Annotated in this window: 14 protein-coding genes and 1 pseudogene; 5 read left to right on the top strand and 10 right to left on the bottom strand. The window is 67.1% G+C overall.

The features are described 5' to 3' along the window. Window positions 1-185 precede the first annotated feature (185 nt). Window positions 186-836, top strand: a complete 651-nt coding sequence (locus OG206_RS00265; protein WP_327110914.1) for an SMI1/KNR4 family protein — start codon at window positions 186-188, stop codon at window positions 834-836. Between the two features lie 249 nt (window positions 837-1,085). After that, window positions 1,086-1,529: a hypothetical protein gene (locus tag OG206_RS00260; RefSeq protein WP_327110912.1), complete on the top strand. Its 444-nt coding sequence runs from the start codon at window positions 1,086-1,088 to the stop codon at window positions 1,527-1,529. Window positions 1,530-1,539: 10 nt separating this feature from the next. Here OG206_RS00260 and OG206_RS00255 read toward each other — a convergent pair whose 3' ends face one another. The 6 genes from OG206_RS00255 to OG206_RS00230 form a co-directional block, all read right to left on the bottom strand. Beyond that, window positions 1,540-1,968, bottom strand: coding sequence for a hypothetical protein (locus OG206_RS00255; RefSeq protein ID WP_327110910.1), 429 nt, complete (start codon window positions 1,966-1,968; stop codon window positions 1,540-1,542). A 379-nt stretch (window positions 1,969-2,347) separates the two neighbouring features. Next, window positions 2,348-3,280, bottom strand: a complete 933-nt coding sequence (locus OG206_RS00250) for a hypothetical protein (RefSeq protein ID WP_327110908.1) — start codon at window positions 3,278-3,280, stop codon at window positions 2,348-2,350. Continuing rightward, entirely contained in the window at window positions 3,280-3,834 is a 555-nt protein-coding gene (locus OG206_RS00245; protein WP_327110906.1) for a hypothetical protein, read from the bottom strand. The genes OG206_RS00250 and OG206_RS00245 overlap by 1 nt, the downstream gene beginning before the upstream one ends. Before the next feature lie 405 nt (window positions 3,835-4,239). Next, window positions 4,240-4,905: a hypothetical protein gene (locus tag OG206_RS00240; protein ID WP_327110904.1), complete on the bottom strand. Its 666-nt coding sequence runs from the start codon at window positions 4,903-4,905 to the stop codon at window positions 4,240-4,242. Next, a complete protein-coding gene (locus OG206_RS00235) occupies window positions 4,902-5,909 on the bottom strand; it encodes a hypothetical protein (protein WP_327110902.1) in 1,008 nt (335 codons plus the stop codon). The genes OG206_RS00240 and OG206_RS00235 overlap by 4 nt, the downstream gene beginning before the upstream one ends. A 129-nt stretch (window positions 5,910-6,038) precedes the next feature. Further along, entirely contained in the window at window positions 6,039-6,926 is an 888-nt protein-coding gene (locus tag OG206_RS00230; protein ID WP_327110900.1) for a hypothetical protein, read from the bottom strand. Window positions 6,927-7,261: 335 nt separating this feature from the next. Here OG206_RS00230 and OG206_RS00225 point away from each other — a divergent pair. Further along, a pseudogene (locus OG206_RS00225) lies at window positions 7,262-7,387 on the top strand (telomere-protecting terminal protein Tpg); the annotation flags it as partial. Window positions 7,388-7,530: 143 nt separating this feature from the next. Next, a complete protein-coding gene (locus OG206_RS00220) occupies window positions 7,531-8,286 on the top strand; it encodes a transposase family protein (RefSeq protein WP_327110898.1) in 756 nt (251 codons plus the stop codon). A gap of 283 nt (window positions 8,287-8,569) precedes the next feature. Here OG206_RS00220 and OG206_RS00215 read toward each other — a convergent pair whose 3' ends face one another. The 4 genes from OG206_RS00215 to OG206_RS00200 all read right to left on the bottom strand — a co-directional run bounded on the left by OG206_RS00215 (window position 8,570) and on the right by OG206_RS00200 (window position 13,860). Next, entirely contained in the window at window positions 8,570-11,203 is a 2,634-nt protein-coding gene (locus tag OG206_RS00215; RefSeq protein WP_327110896.1) for a tetratricopeptide repeat protein, read from the bottom strand. Window positions 11,204-11,310: 107 nt separating this feature from the next. Further along, window positions 11,311-11,787, bottom strand: a complete 477-nt coding sequence (locus tag OG206_RS00210) for a hypothetical protein (protein ID WP_327110894.1) — start codon at window positions 11,785-11,787, stop codon at window positions 11,311-11,313. 862 nt (window positions 11,788-12,649) lie between these two features. Continuing rightward, on the bottom strand, window positions 12,650-13,420 hold the full coding sequence (locus tag OG206_RS00205) for a transposase (protein ID WP_327110892.1): 771 nt from the start codon (window positions 13,418-13,420) through the stop codon (window positions 12,650-12,652). Between the two features lie 239 nt (window positions 13,421-13,659). Continuing rightward, window positions 13,660-13,860, bottom strand: coding sequence for a hypothetical protein (locus OG206_RS00200; protein WP_327110890.1), 201 nt, complete (start codon window positions 13,858-13,860; stop codon window positions 13,660-13,662). 317 nt (window positions 13,861-14,177) lie between these two features. Between OG206_RS00200 and OG206_RS00195 the strand changes: the two genes are divergently transcribed. Next, window positions 14,178-17,960, top strand: a complete 3,783-nt coding sequence (locus tag OG206_RS00195; RefSeq protein ID WP_327110888.1) for an NACHT domain-containing protein — start codon at window positions 14,178-14,180, stop codon at window positions 17,958-17,960. Window positions 17,961-18,218 lie beyond the last annotated feature (258 nt).

The raw sequence follows: 18,218 nt of genomic DNA, 5'->3' as shown, positions 1-18,218 counted from the left end.
CCGGCTCGGGGAACCGCATCAGCTGGACGCTGGGGAACACGGATGGGCCGACATCCGGTGGGCGACTCTCTGTACGAGCACGTATATGAAGGCTCGCGGTGTTCTTGGTGGACATAGGTGTTGATCTTGGTGGGTAGCCTGAGTAGTCAGTGCTCGGGTCCCTCGTGGGGTGCGATGATCGGTCCGTGTCTGAGGAAATATCGCGCTGGTATCGGGGCCGTTTGGTCGTGGGGCCGTTCAGGTCGTTCGAAGTCGATGAGCTGGGGCGTCTCGAGCAGGAGGTTGGGTTGCCTCTGCCGACGTCATATCGGTCGTTCCTGGAGGCGGCGGGCGGTAAGAGCCTGACCTATTCGGTCCGCCTGCCGGATTGTGAACCGGAGCCGTTGCAGAGTTTCGACGATCTCCACCAACTTGGCCGCGACCGCGATGGAGACTACGGCTGGGGCACGTTGCTCGGCGAATACCGCCGCAGTCGGGAAGGGTGGCTCGCCGATGAAGTCTCGCCCACGGGACTTCTGCCGATCGCCCGAAACGGCGGCAGCGACACCCTGTTCCTGGACCTGAATCCCGCTACACACGGTCAGCTTCACGCCTTCGTACATGGCATCTCTTGGCCCGGATACCTGTCGAAAGGCGTCTTCACCAAGGTTGCTGACGGCTTCGACGCCTACCTCGACAGTCTGGTCATCGATCCGGAGTTGGCGGCGGACGCGTGGGCTGAAATCGCCGACAGCGACACTACCGACCCGTGGCGGCGGACCGTCGAGGAGTGGCTGGACAAGGACTTGCCGTATTGGCGTGCCGAATTCGGGACCGCGACCCCTACAAGCATGTGAGGTCACCGGGACTTGAAGCCAGTGATCGGGCGACCCGAGCATGATCACCGGTCCATTTGCAGAGGTTCCGTCTGATCGTTGCAGGGGCCGGGCGGAGGTGAAGGTGCTGTCGGGGACTCGGACGTGCTGCTGGTGGAGCGGCAACTCCGGCATGGCCGATATAGGCGTGGCCTCGCCGTCTTCATCGCAGAATGCGGGTTCGGGGACGTACAGCCGGAAACGCAACCGCTCAAGCTGCCTGGAGGTTCCGTGGGATCCAGAGACGCCGACATTGACTTCACCTTCACGCGACCGACCACCGTGCGCGCGCTTCTGGACGCCCTGATCGCAACGGGTTGGTCCGCCGTGGTACCGGTCGGCCACGTTGCGTACATGCTCAATGACGGGGACGACTCGTACGAGTGGTACGACAGCAAACCCGAGCTCATCGACGAGGCGCTGGCGGTGCTCGACGCGACAGCCAACCTGCCGTACACCGTGGCCCTCAACGTCTACCACGCGGAGGCGAAGACGGGTGGCATGCTCATGTTCCACCCCGGTCGAACGGATGTCTCCTTCGTGCCCAGCATTGAACGTCGGCTCGTTCCCTCGGCACCGCAATTCACCGACCTTGCCTGGTACCTGCACGCGCTCGTCCCCGCCCTCATTACAGCGGGACTCAGGGGGTACGAGGCGCGCGAGGTGCGCTACTGAAGGTGTCGGCTCAGCCGGTGTCCGTAGTGGTGAGCCTTGTCGAGGAAGGCGCCTCGATTCCGGTTGCGGAGGCGGCGATCTCGGCGATGCGTTGAAGTGCGTCTTGGTACGCGGCCGCGTTGCCTGGCACCTTCTGCCAGGCGCGGATGGTGACGGTCGCGGACTGTAGGGCGCCGGGGCTGATGCCGAGGTAGCGGGCGGCTGCGGCGCGGGATCCGCCGCGGGCCATCTGGACGAGGCGGATCGCAGCGTCTCGGCGCAGTTGTCTTGCGGGCGCGTCCAGTTCGTCGAGTGGCCAGGCCCAGGCGTACGGCATGAGCTGCGGGATCTTGTTCGGGTCGAGCAGGCCATGGTGGGTCGGGGGCTGGGGGAAGAGCGCGGGCGGACCGACACCGGTTCCGTGGCGCAGGTGGCTGCTCTCGCCAATGGCGGCGTTCATGCCTGGTGAGCAGTGTGGGGCGAGGCGTTTCAATCGTCGGTATCCGGCACGGCTGGAGGGAAGCCGAGACAGAACGTGGGCGAGGGCTTTCTGGCCGCCCGGGTCGTCGAGGATCTGGACGACGAGGGCCATCAGGGCAGCCGCCCGCAACGGATCGCCAGGTGGATGGTCAACGGAGCGAGCCAGCCAGCCGTCCCCTTGAGGTCCGGCTCGCTCGGCAGGCGCTCGGTTCAGGGTCTCGGCGTGAGCGGCGACCGCATCCAAGTGTCCAGCACCGATGAGGACTTCCGCTGTGGCCGGCCAGGTGCTGCAGATGGCGAGCGTCGTGGCACGGATGTCGTTGAGGAACCGCTGGGGTGAAGTAGGGCGGCCCAGGCTTTCAGCATCCGGGCCTTGACCCCGAATCATGAACATGGTCTCGCGCAGCTTCACCGGCATCGGTGTCGAGTCCAGCACCAGGACCTGGCCCGGGCGGTGGACGACCATCCGGCCCGAAACGCCGGCTTCCGTGGCGGCCTGCGCCGTCCGTCCGTAGCGTGGCCGGGCGCCTCCGGGCCCGAACCACTCCTTCCAGCCGTCCGCGAACGTCCCAACGGGAAGGGATCTTCTCGGTTGGAAACGCCGGAAACCGCTCGCGCATGTACTGGTGCATCAACCGGTGCCGGGCGGCCAGACTCAGGCGGGCGCGTTCCCCGCACTCGGCCTTGACCGCGAAGATCGCCTCACGGACCTCCTCGGTGACGCTGCGATGGCCACTGCGTCGCCGGGTCCAGCGTCCGTCCGCGCAGGTCAGCAGGAGACTGTCGCCCGCGAGTCCCGACAGACGCTCCAGCGTGCGGAAACTGAGGTGCTGCAGACCGAGCCGGGCCGCCTCCGGCCGGGGCATCGCCTTCATCTCCGCCGCCTTCGTGTGCCGCCGCTGGGTCAGCGTCGTGCGGTCCGGGTCGTAAGCCGGGCCAGGCTCTCCGGGCAGGGCCCGAGCCGGGTGCCCCTCCCGGAATCCCGTCTCGGCTTCCAGCACATGCGCAGCCCGTAGCCGGGCCCGTTCCAACTGGTCCTCGGTCAGGTCGGCCAGTGTCCTAGGCTGCCGGGAGACCGGCGCCGCCGGCCTCCCCGGGGCTTCGGCCGCGGGCAGGAATCGCAGGTCGGCGTGGTTGATGAGCCAGCGGAAAGAGCGGGTCTCAGCGTGACCGTCGCCATCCACAAGCACGAGCCGGCCGTGCTGGCCGTGGACATCCTCAACCGTCCACTCGACACCGTTGAGCGCGAGCCGCCTGCCCGGCGCGACCTGCAAAAATCCTCTCGCCGCCATCACACCCCCCAGATCAGTGAGGTGTCGCGCAAGGGGCTGCCCAGATCGACGCCGAGCTCGCGCTGCCAGAGCAGCCGGACGATGTGGGCCCGGCCAACGGAAGGCACGCTGGTCGCGTCCGCCAGCGCGGAGAAGGTCATCACGCGCCCTTCCCGGCCGCCGATGATCGTGAGCAGCTGGTCCCGCATGCCCAGCAGATCCCTCACCGGCCGACCACGCGAAGACAAGTGGTCAAGAACGCTCCAGACATGCGGGCGCCAGCCCGCGACCACCGAGTACTGCCAACCGCAAGCCGCCGCCATCCCCCTGGCCGCCGCGAACTTCAGCGCGTCCTCGTCCTTGATCAGTCCCAGCGGGCGTACGTCCATCAGCCACATCCCGCCACCGATCACGGCCAAGTAGTCCGGGATGTGCCAGGACGACCCGCCCACGCGCGCAAAGTCCAGCCGGAACGGCTGCGACAGCACCTCCGACGCCCCCACGAAGTCCAACGCGACCAGCAGCCGCACTTCCTCCAGCGACTCGAAGCCGTGCCCCCTGCCCGTGGACGCCATCACCTCCAGGCCAGGACGATGCCGCTGCTTCGCCCGCCACGTGAACCCCCGCATCGGCCGCGACGACAGCACCGGAACTTGAGCCATGTCGCGAACCGGCCAGCAGACCTCACCGGAACCCACCCGCCACGTCGAACTCCACCGACAAATCCAGCCATCCGCGAGATCGAGTTCATCCCGAAATGCGGCACCCCCGCTGTACCCCGCGACAAGCTCGTCGAGGCGACTCGAGTCCGACCGGATCCTTGCCCTGGCTACCTCGCTCACTCACTCAGAGCATCACCACCCGCATGGCGACAAGGCACGGTCTTCGGAACTGATCACAACTGTCACTTAGCGCTGTAATGTGGCCCCTGTGGCAACCCGAACGCTCGGCGGTGGGACCAAGGGCTCGGCCTTCGGGAGTCAGTTGCCGGCCAGGCCCCATGCATCGAGCCCGCCGTAGATATGGGCCCTCAGGCAATGGGGGGCGCTGAAGCCTGAGGCTTCGCCGCGGTAGATGGCGATGAGCGAGTCCTTGCCCCGCCACCAGGTGTCAGCGAGTCCCTGGACTTCGGGTACCGGCTCGAATCCGTCGAGGTTCAGGTCCTCGACGGCACTGCCTTTGATCTTCGTGATGGTCTTGGCCCAGTAGCCCGCGTGGCTGGCCAGTGCCAGGGCTTCCACCCATCCCTCTGTGCTGGCGTGCAGCGGCGTCCAGCGGTCAGCGTCGATCCCGAACTCACCTCCTGGCCCGATCATGAACCCGTGGGCCATCGAGACGCGACAGCTGCCGGCCGGGAACCGCCACCCGTTCGGGGCCGAGCCCTCGGGGGCATCGGCTTCCAGAACGCGCGGGCCGCCCTCATACTCGGGGGCCGGGGGCAGGGCGAGACCGCCCCAGCGCTCTTGGAAGGCGACAGCCCGGTCGATCTCGGCATCCGGAATCCCTTGCTTGAGCCATGCCTCCCGAAAAAGCTTGAGGTCGCGGTGTGGAACACGCAGCCCGTGTCCCTCGACGAAGTACCGAGCTCGTCGACTCAAGCCTTCAGGCGCCTGAGGAATCAGCGGCACTCGGGGGTCTGCCGTCACGGTTGCTGCCTCTCGTATGGAGAGGTTGGTGCAGCCGGGTGCGGCGGTGCCGAGGGCTGTGGAGCGCTGGACCAACGGACGGGGTCGCCGCCGGCGCCGCCGGTGAGCCAGGAACCGTCGCCCAGGGGCACCAGCTCGTACGGGTTGCTCGCCTCGACGGTGAACTCGCCGCTGAGGGTGCCCGTGCGTACGTCGACCAGGTGGTGACGGAACCACTCCTCCTGGTCCTGACTCTCACCGCCCAGGGTGACGATGGCCGTGTCCTCGGTCAGGTAGCCGCCGCTCCATTCCACGAAGGACTCCTCCGGGTCGTACCCGAAGGCTTCGACGGGGAGGATGAAGAGCACGTCCCCGTTGGGGTGGTCGTGGAAGGCGACGTCCGCCTGCCCGTGGTCCACGGTCATGAACTGCTGCCCGGACGGAGCCAGGTCGATCAGGCAGCGGTCCTGCCACGGGTACGTCACGAACTCCGGTTCGCTGTCCGCCCCGACCGTGCCCCGGAGAATGACGGAGCCGTCCTGGCCCTCACCGATGTCGAGGTAGATGCTGCCGTCCACGGGATGCACGTGGTGGAAAGCGCCGTGCCCGACCGTCTCAAGCTCCCGGCGGGCGAGCACCGCCCCGCTCTCAGCGTCGTGCACGACCCACTGGTCCCCGCCCCCGCGGCCCGCCATCGCGTCCGGCCGGTAGACCCACACCGTCCGGCCGTCCAGAGACAGCACGCAGCCAGGCCGGTGGCCATGGCGTACGTCAGAGTGCGGCTGGAAGTCCGCGGCCCACACGAGGTCGCCGGCACGCGTGAGGCAGACGACTCCGTTCAGCGTCGTGTACACGACCCGCTCCAAATCCTGCCGGACCACCGACGCTACGACCTCCTCGCCATCCCGCGGCTGGAAAACCGCTGCGGGCTCCAGCGTCCCGTAGACGCCGGCGCCCACGACGTAGGCGTGGATCCGCCCGTCGCGGAGACGCGTGATGACCTTCGGTGGCGGCTCAGGAATCATCCGCTGAGGCTAACGCCCAGCTCAGGAACCTCATGAGCCGGGGCGGTGGGCGCCCGAGTCGGGTAGTCGGGCCGAGCACGGTAGTTGGCCTCACTGGACAATTCCGATGCACGACCACAGATCGGTTGCTCAGAGCAAGGAGTCCCAGAGGACCTCTTCCGGGTCAGATTCTTCTGGGTGGAGCATGCAGCGTCTGCAGCGCAGGAGTCCTGGTTCGTTAGTGCCCGAGGCGGCGCTCATCCACGGCAGGGCCTCCATGGCGTGTGCGCGTTCGTTGTCGGCGAGGGTGTCGACGGCCCGGCGGAGCTCCTCCGGTGCGGATTGGTCGGTGAGGCAGAGCCAGCCGACCGCCGCCGACAGACGGGCTTCGGGGGCCTCCGCTCGGTCGTGCCACCGTTCGCGCAGCCACCTGACAGTCGGCGGGTGCGGGTGGGCCCGGGTGATCTCGGCGGCGGCCAGGAGCAGGGCGGCGCGGACCATGGCGTCGCCTTCGGTGGCGAATTCGTTGGCCAAGGCAGTCCGGATGGTGTGGGCGGGGTCGGCGGCGGTCGCCAGGACGTAGGCGGCGTCGACCCGGACGGTGGGGTCGGAGTCTCCAAGAAGGGGCAGGAGCGCGGTGGTGGCGGTGGTGATCGCGGCTCGGGCGGCGGCCACCGACCAGCCGGCCGGGTAGCCGGTCACCTCGTAGCCGTAGTCGTCGTGGGTATCGGGGGCGTGGCGCCGGGGATTGTTCCGGTGGAGGAGGAATTCCTCGCGAGAGGCGACGCCGTGGTGCCTGGCACGGGCGGGGCCGGAGAGGACTGCGAGGGCGGCGGTGCGGTGTGGGTGGCGGGTGTTGATGGCGAGGGGAATGAGGAACGGCACGGCAAGGGCAGCGGCGGCCCGACTGCCGTCCGCGCACAGGCCCCACAGCACACCCGTCGCGTCCACGACCGGTTCGCCGCCAGCGCGCAGGAGGGAAACCGCCTCCCGGACGTCGTACCCATGGGGGAAGTTACCCCACGGGACGGCATCCAAGTCCAAGGACTGTCGAGGCTCGGGCGGGATGCTGGCCACCGCCGCCCGCACGTCGAACGGACCCCCCGAGAACGAGGCCAGGTCCGCCCCGTCCGTCACTTTCCGACACATCTCGAACGTCGGATCGGTCCGCCAGTCCACGTCACACCCCAACCGTCGAATCCCCGGAACTTGATCATGGCTGGCCCGGCGGCCCACCGGAAGCCTCTCGGCGGTGATCCAGCGGCTCGTACGGGGCCACCCATCATGCACAGGGGCCAACCGGAATGCTCAGACCGGGAACTGGGTGTCGGGCCACAACCCAGGCTCTCTGGGCGCGCAGCCGGTGGATCCTGCGCAAGATGCGCGGAATCATCGCCGAAGGATTCAAAGACGTCTATTTCCAGGACGGCGGAAACCGGGCCCTCGGAATCTCAGACGTCGCCATCAACGATATTGATTACCTGGACCTGGATTACTAGAAACCAGCTACACGGCCTCGCGAATGAATGAGCCTCTTCCAAGCTGGCGGCGCTGACCGCGAGGTGGACAGTTCTACACAACGACGAAGCTCCTGGTAGACGGGTTCTCGACCAAGATCACCCGTGTCCGCCAGGAGCTTCGCGTGCTTGTCTACCCGTCCTCGATCGACTTGTCCACCCGCACCCTGCGGTTCCTGGCCGGACAGCTGACGGCCAGGCGCCGGGACATCGGGACGCGGTGGCGGCGGCTTCCCGTGGCACGTCAGGCCCTGCTCGCCCTGGCCCACCTGCGGTGCGGAGACACCTACGCCCAGCTCGCGGCCGGGTTCGGCATCGGGATCGCCACCGTCTACCGCTACATACGTGAAGTCATCGAGGTCTTGGCCGCCCTCGCCCCGACCCTGACCGAGGCGATGAAGACCATCCGGACGAAGGCGTTCGTCATCCTCGACGGCACCCTGCCGCCCATCGACCGCATCGCCGCCGACACCCCGTACTACTCCGGGAAACACAAACGCCACGGCATGAACGTCCAGGTCCTCACCGATCCGTTCGGCCGTCTGCTGTGGGCCTCACCGGCTCTGTCCGGCTCGACCCACGACCTGACCGCCGCCCGGCAGCACGGGATCATCGACGCGCTCGCCGCAGCGGGCCTCAAGTGCTGGGCGGACAAGGCATACCAAGGAGCCGGCAGGCCCGTCCGGGTCCCGTTTCGAGGCCGCCACCTCAAGCAGTGGAAGCGACGCCACAACACCACTCACGCCAAGATCCGTTGTCTTGGCGAGCAGGCCATGGCCACCCTCAAGGGCTGGCGCCTCCTGCGGAAACTCCGCTGCAGCACCAACCGCATCACCAACATCTTGAAGGCCGTCCTCGTCCTTCACCACACGTCAGCATGAGGTTGGAAGAGGCTCCGTGTGTTTGAGCCAGTAGCGTCCACATGGAGATAGCGGCGGTCACTACCGCGGCGCCGAGTACTGTCCACAACCAGGAGATTGGCCGGACTACTCGACGGGACGTCCTCATAGAGCCTTCGCCCCGGCGCTGACTGAGATCGCCTCCACTCTGTCTGGTTCCCCCTGCCGTTCATGATCGGGGTATACCCGCAGTTCTGGCGCAACTCACGTCCCAATGGGTGGCGGGGTTCTCTGCTGTACCCGAGGTTGAGGTCGTGTGCCCCCTCTATGCCCGATTTTCTGTAGCTTGCCGCCATTGGTTGAGCTTGTCCCGGAGGATGGGGGTGTGGGGGTGGTCAGGGCCCAGATCGTTAAGCATTCTTTCGAAGATGTTGGTGATGTCGACCGAGTGTTCGTCGTGTGTGTGCCAGGAGACGAATTGAGGGCGTGCAGCGAGGACGACGAGGCAGCCCGGGCCCAGTCTTTCTTTGTGTTCGGTCAGGAGTGTGTCGAGGGCGGCGATGGCGCTGGTTGCGTCTGCTGCATCTGTGGACCATCTGTAGACATTGATGGAGACGAGAACGATGAAATGACCGGATCCCAAGACTCGTTCCCTTTCACTGAGTAGTTGTTCGTAGGCAGCGTGGGATCCTGCTTCGTCTCCCGCCAGACTCCGCCAGGCTACGATGCAGCTTCGGGTGGCGAGAGTGTAGAGGCTGGGGCCCCATAGCCCGGTCTGCTGCGTGAGCAGTGCTTCATAGGCAGTGCTCGCACCTGTAGCGTCCCCCGCACGCCCGCGCCACTGAGCGAGCTGACTGCGGGCGCCGAGAGTGTTGATGTGGTCCGGTCCCATAACCTGTTCAAGGCGGACGACTACTTCTTCGTAGCCGGTGATTGCGCGTGGTAGGTCTCCTGCCCGTCCTCGCCAGTCGGCGATGCGCTCACGGGTGAACAGCGGGTCGAAGTCGTCGGCGCCGAGGTGTTGTTCCTGGTCGGTGAGCAGTTCTTGGTAGGCGGCGATGGCGCCGGTTGTGTCGCCTGCCCGACCACGGGCATTGGCGAGGAGGCTTCGGGTGAACAGCGGGTCGCGGTCGTCGGCGCCGAGGTGTTGTTCCTGGTCGGTGAGCAGTTCTTGGTAGGCGGCGATGGCGCCGGTTGTGTCGCCTGCCCGACCACGGACACTGGCAAGGAACCTTCGGGTGGTGAGGGTGTCGCGGTCGTCGGGGCCCAGATGCCGTGCCTGGTCGGTGAGCAGGCGTTCGTAGGCGGTGACCGTGTCAGCCGGGGGCGCATCTCGCCGCGTATCTCGCCAACTGATAAGTCTGCCACGGGTGGTGAGGGTGTCGCGGTCGTCGGGGGCGAGCAGCTGTTCCTGGTCGATGACGAGCTGTTCGAGGGCGGCGATAGCGCCCAAGACATCTCCCGTCATCCCTCGCCATTCGGCCAGCGTCCGGCGGGCGGTAAGAGCGTCGCGGTGTGCGGGGCCCAGGTGACCCTCTGCGGTGGCAGCAAGGCGCTGGTAGTGCTGGCGGGCAGCGCTGGCCTGACCAGAACTAGCTAGGCTGCGCCCTATGCGGTGCAGCACCTGGTGCATGCTGGGCTGAAACAACGCTGGTTCAGCATGGCGGGTCAGAGCTTCAGTGTTGGCACGCAGTGCCTGAGCAAGATCGGTGTCGCGTTCGATCTCTGGCCAGGCCGCGAGCAACGCGTCAGCATCCGCGAGGGCTGCTGTCCGGCAGAGGCGGGTGCCGAGCGTGTCGCGCGTGGCGCGTTGGATGAGCTGATGGACGCGGATGGTCTGGTGGGGTTCTGTGGGGGAGTGATCGACCAAGCTCAGGCGGTGCAGGGCCCGAAGGGCCCCGGCAGCTTCCTCGGGCGTGACTGGAATGGTCGGGCCCGTGTCCTGATCAATATGCGTGACTGCGGACCGGTGCTCGGTCAGGTAAGCAAGGGCCGGATCGCCGGTCAGAATCGATGACGGAATGCCGTTTGGGTCGAGCATGGCGGCCAGATGTAGCATCGGCCGGGCCAGCCCTTGAGGGCGGAGCCTGTCGGCACGTTCGATGGATAGCGACCAGACGGCTGCGGTGGACAGGGTCTGATCGTCGGGCAGGCTCGACGGCTCGGGCAGCACCGCGGCCAGCGCTTGGGAGCGGCTGGCGAGCAGGGCACGATACGCTGCGACGCCCAGGCCGGCATCAATGAGGTAGGCGGCAGCCTGCGACAGGGCCAAAGGCAGGTTTCCCAGATCGGCCGCGAGCGCGGCCACTTCGTCTGAAGGTTCTACTTGCCCATGGACGGCCAGAACATCGGTGACATAGGCGGTGGCCTCTTCGGGCGTGAAAAGGTCCAGCGGAACGATGCGACGGGCAGGGCCGGTCAAGGCGGCGTCACGCCTACGGGTGGTGATCAACGTATGACCATAGGGGCTGTTCGGGGGCCAGAGACCCTGCAGATCAGCTGGATTGCTCACGTCGTCCAATACGACCAGCCATCGACACGGCTCCGCAACGGCCTTTGCCTCCAACCACGCCAGGAACGCCTCCGCTGCCCGCTCGGGGCTCTCTGCGCTGCTCACCACCGGCAGGTTGATCTCAGCTGCAGCCTGGGCATAGGCGGCCACGACCGCGGAGCGAGTCGCAGCGGTGACCCACACGAGAAGGTCAATACTGTCGGCCGCCCAGGCTCGCCGGGCGTAGGAAGCGGCTAACTGCGTCTTGCCGACACCTCCCATCCCCACCAGAACTTGGCACGACATCGGCATGGCACTGTCCACGCCACGCACTGGCTGTTCTGACTCTCCGAGGGGCACACGCTTCTGGAAGCAGTTGGCCTGTCGCGGCAGCACCCCGACCTGATGAGGTCCGGTCACCGCAGGACGAGGCGCCGCGTAGTAGGTGACCTGGCCGCCATCGGCCACGTAACCGACTGCCAGGCTTCCGTTCCGAGCTTCCGCTGTAATACCAGTCTGGGGGCCAGTGGTCGAAAGTGGAGTGGCGTGCGGTGGGCTGGTGATGGCCGGTCCGTTCAGCCCTGGGACGGATCCGGCGCCGAAGGGTGACCGGTGTGCGCACCCCCGTGAATGACTCCGGCGGCAACCGAGCCCCCCTCCGCCCGAATGGTCACATCGCCGCCTGCGGTCAGCCCACCTGGTCCGGCGCTCACCCCACCGCGCGGGACGTATACCGTGAGCAGTTGTCGCAGTTGGTCGGCGGCCTGGTTACGCTCCGCCTCGTTCAAGCCCTCCAGCACTGCCTCAATGCGCGCCTGCCACAATGCCTCCTGCCGCACCCGGGCCCCCTCCAGTTCTGCCGGGCCGCTGTCCCGCAGGACAGCAGCACCGCGTTCCAAACGCTCCAGCTCCGTCTGCTCGCGCTGCGCATCTCCCCGACCGAACCAGCGTGCCACCGCGCGCCGCACCTCGGCCCATGCTTCTGTCCCAGCAGCTGTTGCCACTGCCGTTCCCCCGGCTGCCGCCAGCGCAGTCAACGCCTGATCGAGCATTTTGCCCCTCCCCGTATTGCTGATGCTGATCGGACGGTAACGCCAGCGCTACGGCTCCTGCAGCGTCTTGCAGAAACACAACGGGCAGTCCACCTTCTTCGCCGCGCCCCTGCCCAGGACACGGCGCGGGGCACAGGGGCCCCGGACCCTGCGCCGCCGGCGCAGGAAACCGGCACCCATTGGCTAACGCGCAGGCGGACGGCTTGTGTACGCAGCACGGTGTGGCAGCGCGTAGATCCGGACAAGTTGTACCGGCGGCTCACCGAGGGCCCGCGCCCTGGGCCGTCGACCAAGTGCATGAGACGGCTGCACGAGCCGGTCGGCGAGCACAAGGACGCGCAGGCAGTTCTGTACGTGCTGTCTTCGCAGGCGCCGCTACGTCGTTGGGCCGCCGATCCAGTACAGGGCGGTGTCCAAGTCGCGCGCGGTCCACCCTGCTGCCCGCTCCCCGCCTTGGTTCAGAAGGCAGTCGAGGAGATCCATGCAGCGCCCGTACCGCCCTGGTGCAGGGGTGAGCGAGGACTGCCGATGCCAATGCGTCGCCGGTATGGAACCCGGGGAGCTGCCCTATGACGCCGCGACCTGCGCGGGCTGCTTCGGCGCGTGAGACGTCCATGTCGCGGACCGCCTGGACGGCGCGTGTGGTGACCGTGCGTACAGCTGTGTCTGGCCAGGACATGAGCTTCGACGCCCACGGGGTTCGCGCCGACAGCCTTTTCCACACCATCAGCGCCCCGATGTCGGCCTTACCGAGACAGCCCTCCGTGCGATGTGCAGGACATACGCCGAAGTCCGGCTGGAGTACTAGATTGTTGCAGAAGGGTGGGTGCGGGCAGGTCAAAGTGGTGTTTGACCTGCTGGTTCAGCCTGTCATGGCGAGGTTGTGCATCGTGGCGACGGCTTGTACGGCGTGGTGGAGTCCGTCCCCTTTCTGGAGGCAGTCGCGGAGGATTTTCCAGTTCTTCATGCGGGCGAAGGTGTGCTCCACGCGGGCGCGGACGCGTCGGTGTTCGGCGTTGTCCTCCTCCTGGCCGCGCAGGAGTGGGCGTCCGGCTCTTCTGCGGTGCGGGACGATCAAGCCGGTGCCCAGGTAGGCGCCGTCTGCGATGACCGTTGTCCCGGCCGCGATGGCGGGCAGGTCCGATTCTCGCCAGGCGTGGGCATCGGCCTTGTTCCCGGGGACGGGGCGGGCTGAGGCGATCACCAGGCGGCTGTCCGCATCGATGATGACCTGCACGTTCGCCGAGAACCGATAGTTACGGGAGGAAGCGGCGACCATACGGTCGCGGACCGGGATGAGTGTTCCGTCCACGATCCACAACCGTTCGACATCCGCGACGGGCCGCGGCGCCGGCTCCAGCGCAAGAAGCGGCCGCAGGCGATGGATGACCCGGCAGACGGTGGCCGGGGAGATCCCGAAGAGCGGGGCGAGCTGGCGCATCGTGAGGTTGGTCCGGTAGTAGACGGCCACCAGGAGGACCCGGTCCGCCAATGGCAGGCACCACGGGCGCCCTCCACCGGGACCGTTTCCGCCCCGCTCCCGGACTACCTTCACCAGCTTCTCGAACCGGCCCATCCGCAAGCCGGTGAACGTCTCCACCCACAACGACTCAGCCCGCAACACCCCGCCCATACAAGAAAAATGCCCTATCCCAGACGTTCTGCAACAACCTTTAGAGCGTGTCTCTGAGCGTTGGCAGTGAGATCGCCGCGATCATGATCGATCGGCGAGTACGACTGCCTGCCGAGTTCTGGGTCTAGGGGCGCCGCTCCGCGTCCGGCCCCCAAACGCTTCGAGGCCAGTCGGGCACGTCAGCTGCAGCCTGGACGGCAGGTGGAGGGCTACTGGCGCGGGCCCTCCACCCGCCGTCGTCAACGGCACTGGCTGACCAGGTTGGCCACCACCGCCAGCACGGCCAGCAGCGGGCCGACCGACGCAAGCGAGGCGAACAGCCCATGCCGCAGCGCCTCCCACCGGTTGTCGCCGGCCCGTCGGCTGATCCATACGACGCCCCCTCCCGTGATCAGGCCTGCCAGTGCGACTATGACGACCCACGGTAGGAAGCTCAGCATCAAGCTCCACAGGGAAGGCGCGACGCAGCCGGCGGCCGCTGCAAGATCAACTCCACTCCACACGAGGTGCCCCCTTCGGGTTCTCGGACGCCGGGTGGCGTCAACGCCTCCTTTCTTCCGCGTCCCAAGCTCTCCGGCGGGCTCCGGACCCTGCTTAGCGAGGCAAAGCGCTGGTCAGGCGACCACAGCGAGCATTCCGGCCAGATCCGGGATTTGGTCCGGCACCATGCCTGGCGGGTGCACGGGGAAAGATGCTGCGGTGAGTCCGGCCTTTGCGGTAGAAATCTTGGCGCCGAGGGAAGAGGGAGTTCACCGCCATGTCGCTGGCCAGTCCTGAGTTTGGGCGCTTGATCGTCCACCTCTTCGACCTCTGCAGCAGTCCGCCTCCACTGCTCGATGTGATGGGCAACACCAAGACCGTCTCGGGGTGGAAGAACGGCACGCACGTCCCCCGTCCCCAAACTCTCGACGCGGCGCTGGCGAGTATGAAGTCGAAGGTGGGCTACAACAGGTGGCCTCGACGCAGGGTCGACGCGTTCGACCACATCGCCAGGCAACTGCAGTTGATCAGCCGAATGCACCAGCACGACGGCTACGCCGTCTTCAGCCGGCTGCGGACGTTGAGCCGCCAGGCTTGGGAAGATGCCTCACAGCTCATCAAATCCGGCCCGCTCTTCCCTCGCGGCGTGCGGCTGGAGGAGCTCTACGTTCCGCGGTCACTTGAGCAGCGCATCCTCACCGCTGCTCTTGGCCCAGCCAGCGGGCAGCTGATCGCCGGCGAGCCTGGGTGCGGAAAGACGACCCTCTTGTGGAGCATCTACCGGGCTCTGCAGGGTCAGGACGGCGTAGTGCCGATTTTGCTGAAGGCCTCGCACCTGATTGAGGCGCTCCACCAGGAGACCGCAGCGCGGAGCACTGCCGTGCCGATCGAGGACATCACCACTGCAGTGCGCTGCTGCCAGGCGGCCAGCCAGCGTCCAGTGGTCCTGATCGACACGTTGGACCTGCTCGTACACAGTCCCGATGGCGTGTCCGTGGTGGGCCGTCTCCTGCGGGCGATGAAGGCACGGCATACACCGGTAATCCTCACCTGCCGCCCAGGCGAGGCGGTCCTGCTGCGGTTCCCGGCAGACGGGGACACCACGGACGGCGACGCGCGAGATGCGGCGGACAACCTCGACGGCTATCTCCAGGCGCAGCACACCCTGGGCTGGTACGACGAGGAGGAGCGGCGTGTCGCCATCGGCCAGCACGCCCAGGTCTTCTGTCCGGACTGGAAGTATGGGCCGGGCGCCGCGGCGAGGCTGGAGGCGGACGTCCTGGGCGCCGTCTACCAGGACCTGCCGTTGCGAGAGGTCTGCGATAGCCCGCTCTATCTGCGGTTGTTGTTCGACATCTACGCACCCGACCCCCCGCTGCAGGAGGTCGACGTGGCCAGCCTGTTCGATCGGGTACGTGAGATGCGCATCGAGTGCGACGCGCGTCCCGGGCAGATTGACGCCGAAGGCGCTGCTCAGCGGGACCTGTCGGCGACGGCTCGTGCCCTGGCCCGCTACATGCTGGCGGCGAATACCATCGAGTATCTCCCGCGCGACGCCGGCGACGCGCTGCAACGTCTGCTGCCCGGCACGGTGCCCGCCCGTATCAGGGCTGACCTCGATGAGCTGCGTCGGCGGGGGTTGTTGTCCGACGTGGCGGGGACCGGAGCGGTGCGCTTCTTCCACCAAACGTTCTTCGAGTACATGGCCGCCGATTATCTGCGTACCGTCGGCCGAGGCGGCGAGCTGGTTGAACGGATGCGCGAGAAACCGGAGGACTTGGTCCTGGCGGCGGTGGCCGGGCAGCTCGTCCCTCGTGCAGCACCGGGCACCGGCGAGGAACTGCTGAAGCCGCTGCTGGACGACGCGCACTTGGCCGACCGTGCCTTGGAGCTGTATGCGCAGATGCGCAGCCCTGCCTCGGTGGAGGAAGCGGCCCGCACTGCGATGGAGAACGCTCCGGACGTCTCCCTGCGGCGCTTTCTGCGGGTCCTGCCAGGTCACCGTCACAGCGCTGGCGCCGACCGGTGGGTCGCGGATCTGGCGGCCGTGTGGTCGCTGACCAGGGACCGGCACACCCTGCGCTACGAGCTGTTCGCCACCGTCCGCAGACTGGCTCACCAGCACGGGGACCATGGGGCCGCCGCGGTGGAGTTCTGCGACGAGGAGGACCGCCTGTCGTGGTGGCTGTCACTTGGGCCGGGCAAGCTGGCGGGGAAAAAGGACGACTGGCTCGCCCTGCTGCGGGTTCTGCTGCCCCACGATCCGACGCGAACCTTGGGCTGGCTGGTCCAGGCATGTGGCCCCTTGCTGGCGGCGGGCATCAACGGAGTGGTCGCCGAGGCCGTTGACCTGGTGCGCGACGAGGTTGATCGGATCACCCCGTCCGAGCGACGAACCAAGGTACGGCAGCAGGCTGTTGCCCAGTTCGAGCAACTGCTGGAGGACCGTTCGGGCAGGACACGCAAGTCTTTGAGCCAGGTCGAGCAGGCGGTCGGCCGACTGTGGTCGGCCTGCCAGCATGCTGAGGACGCCCAGCAGATCGCAGCTCTGTTCACCAGGGCGTTGAGCGAGGCAGAAGGTCGCGCGGCCAGGGCCCGGTTGTTCGGCGCCGGGTTCCTGGCCACTCGGCTCTCCCCGGAGACAGCCCAGGCCGTGGTGAAACAGCTGCTGGCGTTGACGTCACCGGCGGTGCAGACCGTCGCGCTCACGCATGTTTTGGTGCCGGCCCTGCGTGGTGAGAGCAACAATCTGCGGGACGAGCTGGAGTATGCGTGCCGCACCGCGATGGCCAAGCTCCCCTCCCAACCTTACGAGTCCGACGGACGCCGAGCTGTGCCGGCTTGGCTGGCCAACGCCATCACAGAGTCGGGCATCGACGGCGACCGTCTGCTGGCGGTCCTCCCCGATGACCCGCCCCTCGAGGTGTGGCTGGCCACCGAAGGGCTGGCCGAATTCGTCGTACTTGCGGCGGTAGCCGGGCATCTGGGCGCCCGAGCCGCAGTGCGCGTATGGGCAACGGACGGCCTCGACGACGAGGCGGCGGCCAGCACCGTGCGAACGGATCTCAAGGCGCACGTGAAAGAGCAGCCGGACCTCCTCGACTTCCTTCTGGAGGACGCCGCCCGCCGAGGTGCCCGCGATCTGGCCGATGTCGTCGCGGAAGCAGGCCGGGCCGGCCAGGTCCCCGACGAGGCCACAGTGGAACGGCTTATCGCGCCCGTCCTCGACAACGCCCGCCAGTCCAAGACACAGCGGCTGAACCTGTGGCGGGCGCTGATCGCATACTGCGGTCTCAGACCGCCCGAGCCCGACGAAGTGGGTCGCACGCTGGCTGGCCTGGAGCCCGGCACGACCGACTACGCGGTGGCCCTGCAGCTTGTCGAGACCGCGGTCGACCACTCCAGTTGGACGTGGAGCGCCACGGCACCCCTACGCACGCACCTGGTCGCGGAAATCGGCCGCTTCCCTCCGCGGCGGAAAGGGGCACCATCTCCCCACCGGGCCCTGGCCGTCGTCCACGGCCGTCTGGCCCCGCTCGACACAGCCACCCGCCAACAGACGGCCCTATCTACAGTGCTGGATCTGATGCTTCCGGACGACGAGAGCCTGCAGGCAATTGATACGCAGGAAGTCCGCGAGCTCGCCAGCCTATTGCGCAGGGTGGCCCAGGTCAGCCCGGAAGAAGCTGCCAAGACATTGACAACCGCGTCACACAAGCTCTCCCGCTCGACCAACTCGGTGTCCAACGACTTCACTGCGTATGTCAGTGACGTCCTCGGCAGCATCCTCCGTGCACTCGGGCTCACCGCACGCAAGAGCCTGGTCTTGGACCTGGTGCAAGGCGATATCGCCCTAGCCTGCCGCGCCGTCAAGATCTACGGGGCCCTGGTCGACATGACACTGGGCCAGCCACCAGTCTGGTTCCGCAAACTCGGACACGACCTGGACATCGCCCCCAAGGTCCGCACCGAGGTCAACAGTCGACTGCGCATCCACGCACGCGTCCGTTGCGGCGGGCCATGGCCGGAGCTCATGGGCGAGGCGCGGGCAGCTGGTTGATCCTGCTCCTGCTCAGAGGGGCGCGTGTACCTCTCTGAGCGGCTCCTGCTGGCTCGGGTATCAGCTGTCAGGGCGCTGCACTGTCATGGAGACCCCGGCGAGTAGCGACTCCAAATGCGTACCGCCCCGCCCAAGAGGCCAGTCGCGGCTCGTCCCGTTGACCAACCTGCTACACCAGCCACTCCACTACAGAGCGCGACAACTAGAGCCTGTCTGACAAATGATCTCTGCGAAGCTGTGAGGTAGAGATCATTGGAG

The organism is Streptomyces sp. NBC_01341, assembly GCF_035946055.1.
Taxonomy (GTDB): Bacteria; Actinomycetota; Actinomycetes; order Streptomycetales; family Streptomycetaceae; genus Streptomyces.
This window is presented reverse-complemented; position numbering and strand designations above follow the sequence as displayed.

What these genes read in the sequence shown, in the direction of transcription:
- OG206_RS00255 (WP_327110910.1), bottom strand. Translation starts at nt 1,968, where the DNA reads ATGAACGCCGCCATTGGCGAGAGCAGCCACCTGCGCCACGGAACCGGT.
- OG206_RS00250 (WP_327110908.1), bottom strand. Translation starts at nt 3,280, where the DNA reads ATGGCGGCGAGAGGATTTTTGCAGGTCGCGCCGGGCAGGCGGCTCGCG.
- OG206_RS00245 (WP_327110906.1), bottom strand. Translation starts at nt 3,834, where the DNA reads ATGGCGTCCACGGGCAGGGGGCACGGCTTCGAGTCGCTGGAGGAAGTG.
- OG206_RS00235 (WP_327110902.1), bottom strand. Translation starts at nt 5,909, where the DNA reads ATGATTCCTGAGCCGCCACCGAAGGTCATCACGCGTCTCCGCGACGGG.
- OG206_RS00210 (WP_327110894.1), bottom strand. Translation starts at nt 11,787, where the DNA reads ATGCTCGATCAGGCGTTGACTGCGCTGGCGGCAGCCGGGGGAACGGCA.
- OG206_RS00205 (WP_327110892.1), bottom strand. Translation starts at nt 13,420, where the DNA reads ATGGGCGGGGTGTTGCGGGCTGAGTCGTTGTGGGTGGAGACGTTCACC.
- OG206_RS00200 (WP_327110890.1), bottom strand. Translation starts at nt 13,860, where the DNA reads ATGCTGAGCTTCCTACCGTGGGTCGTCATAGTCGCACTGGCAGGCCTG.
- OG206_RS00195 (WP_327110888.1), top strand. Translation starts at nt 14,178, where the DNA reads ATGTCGCTGGCCAGTCCTGAGTTTGGGCGCTTGATCGTCCACCTCTTC.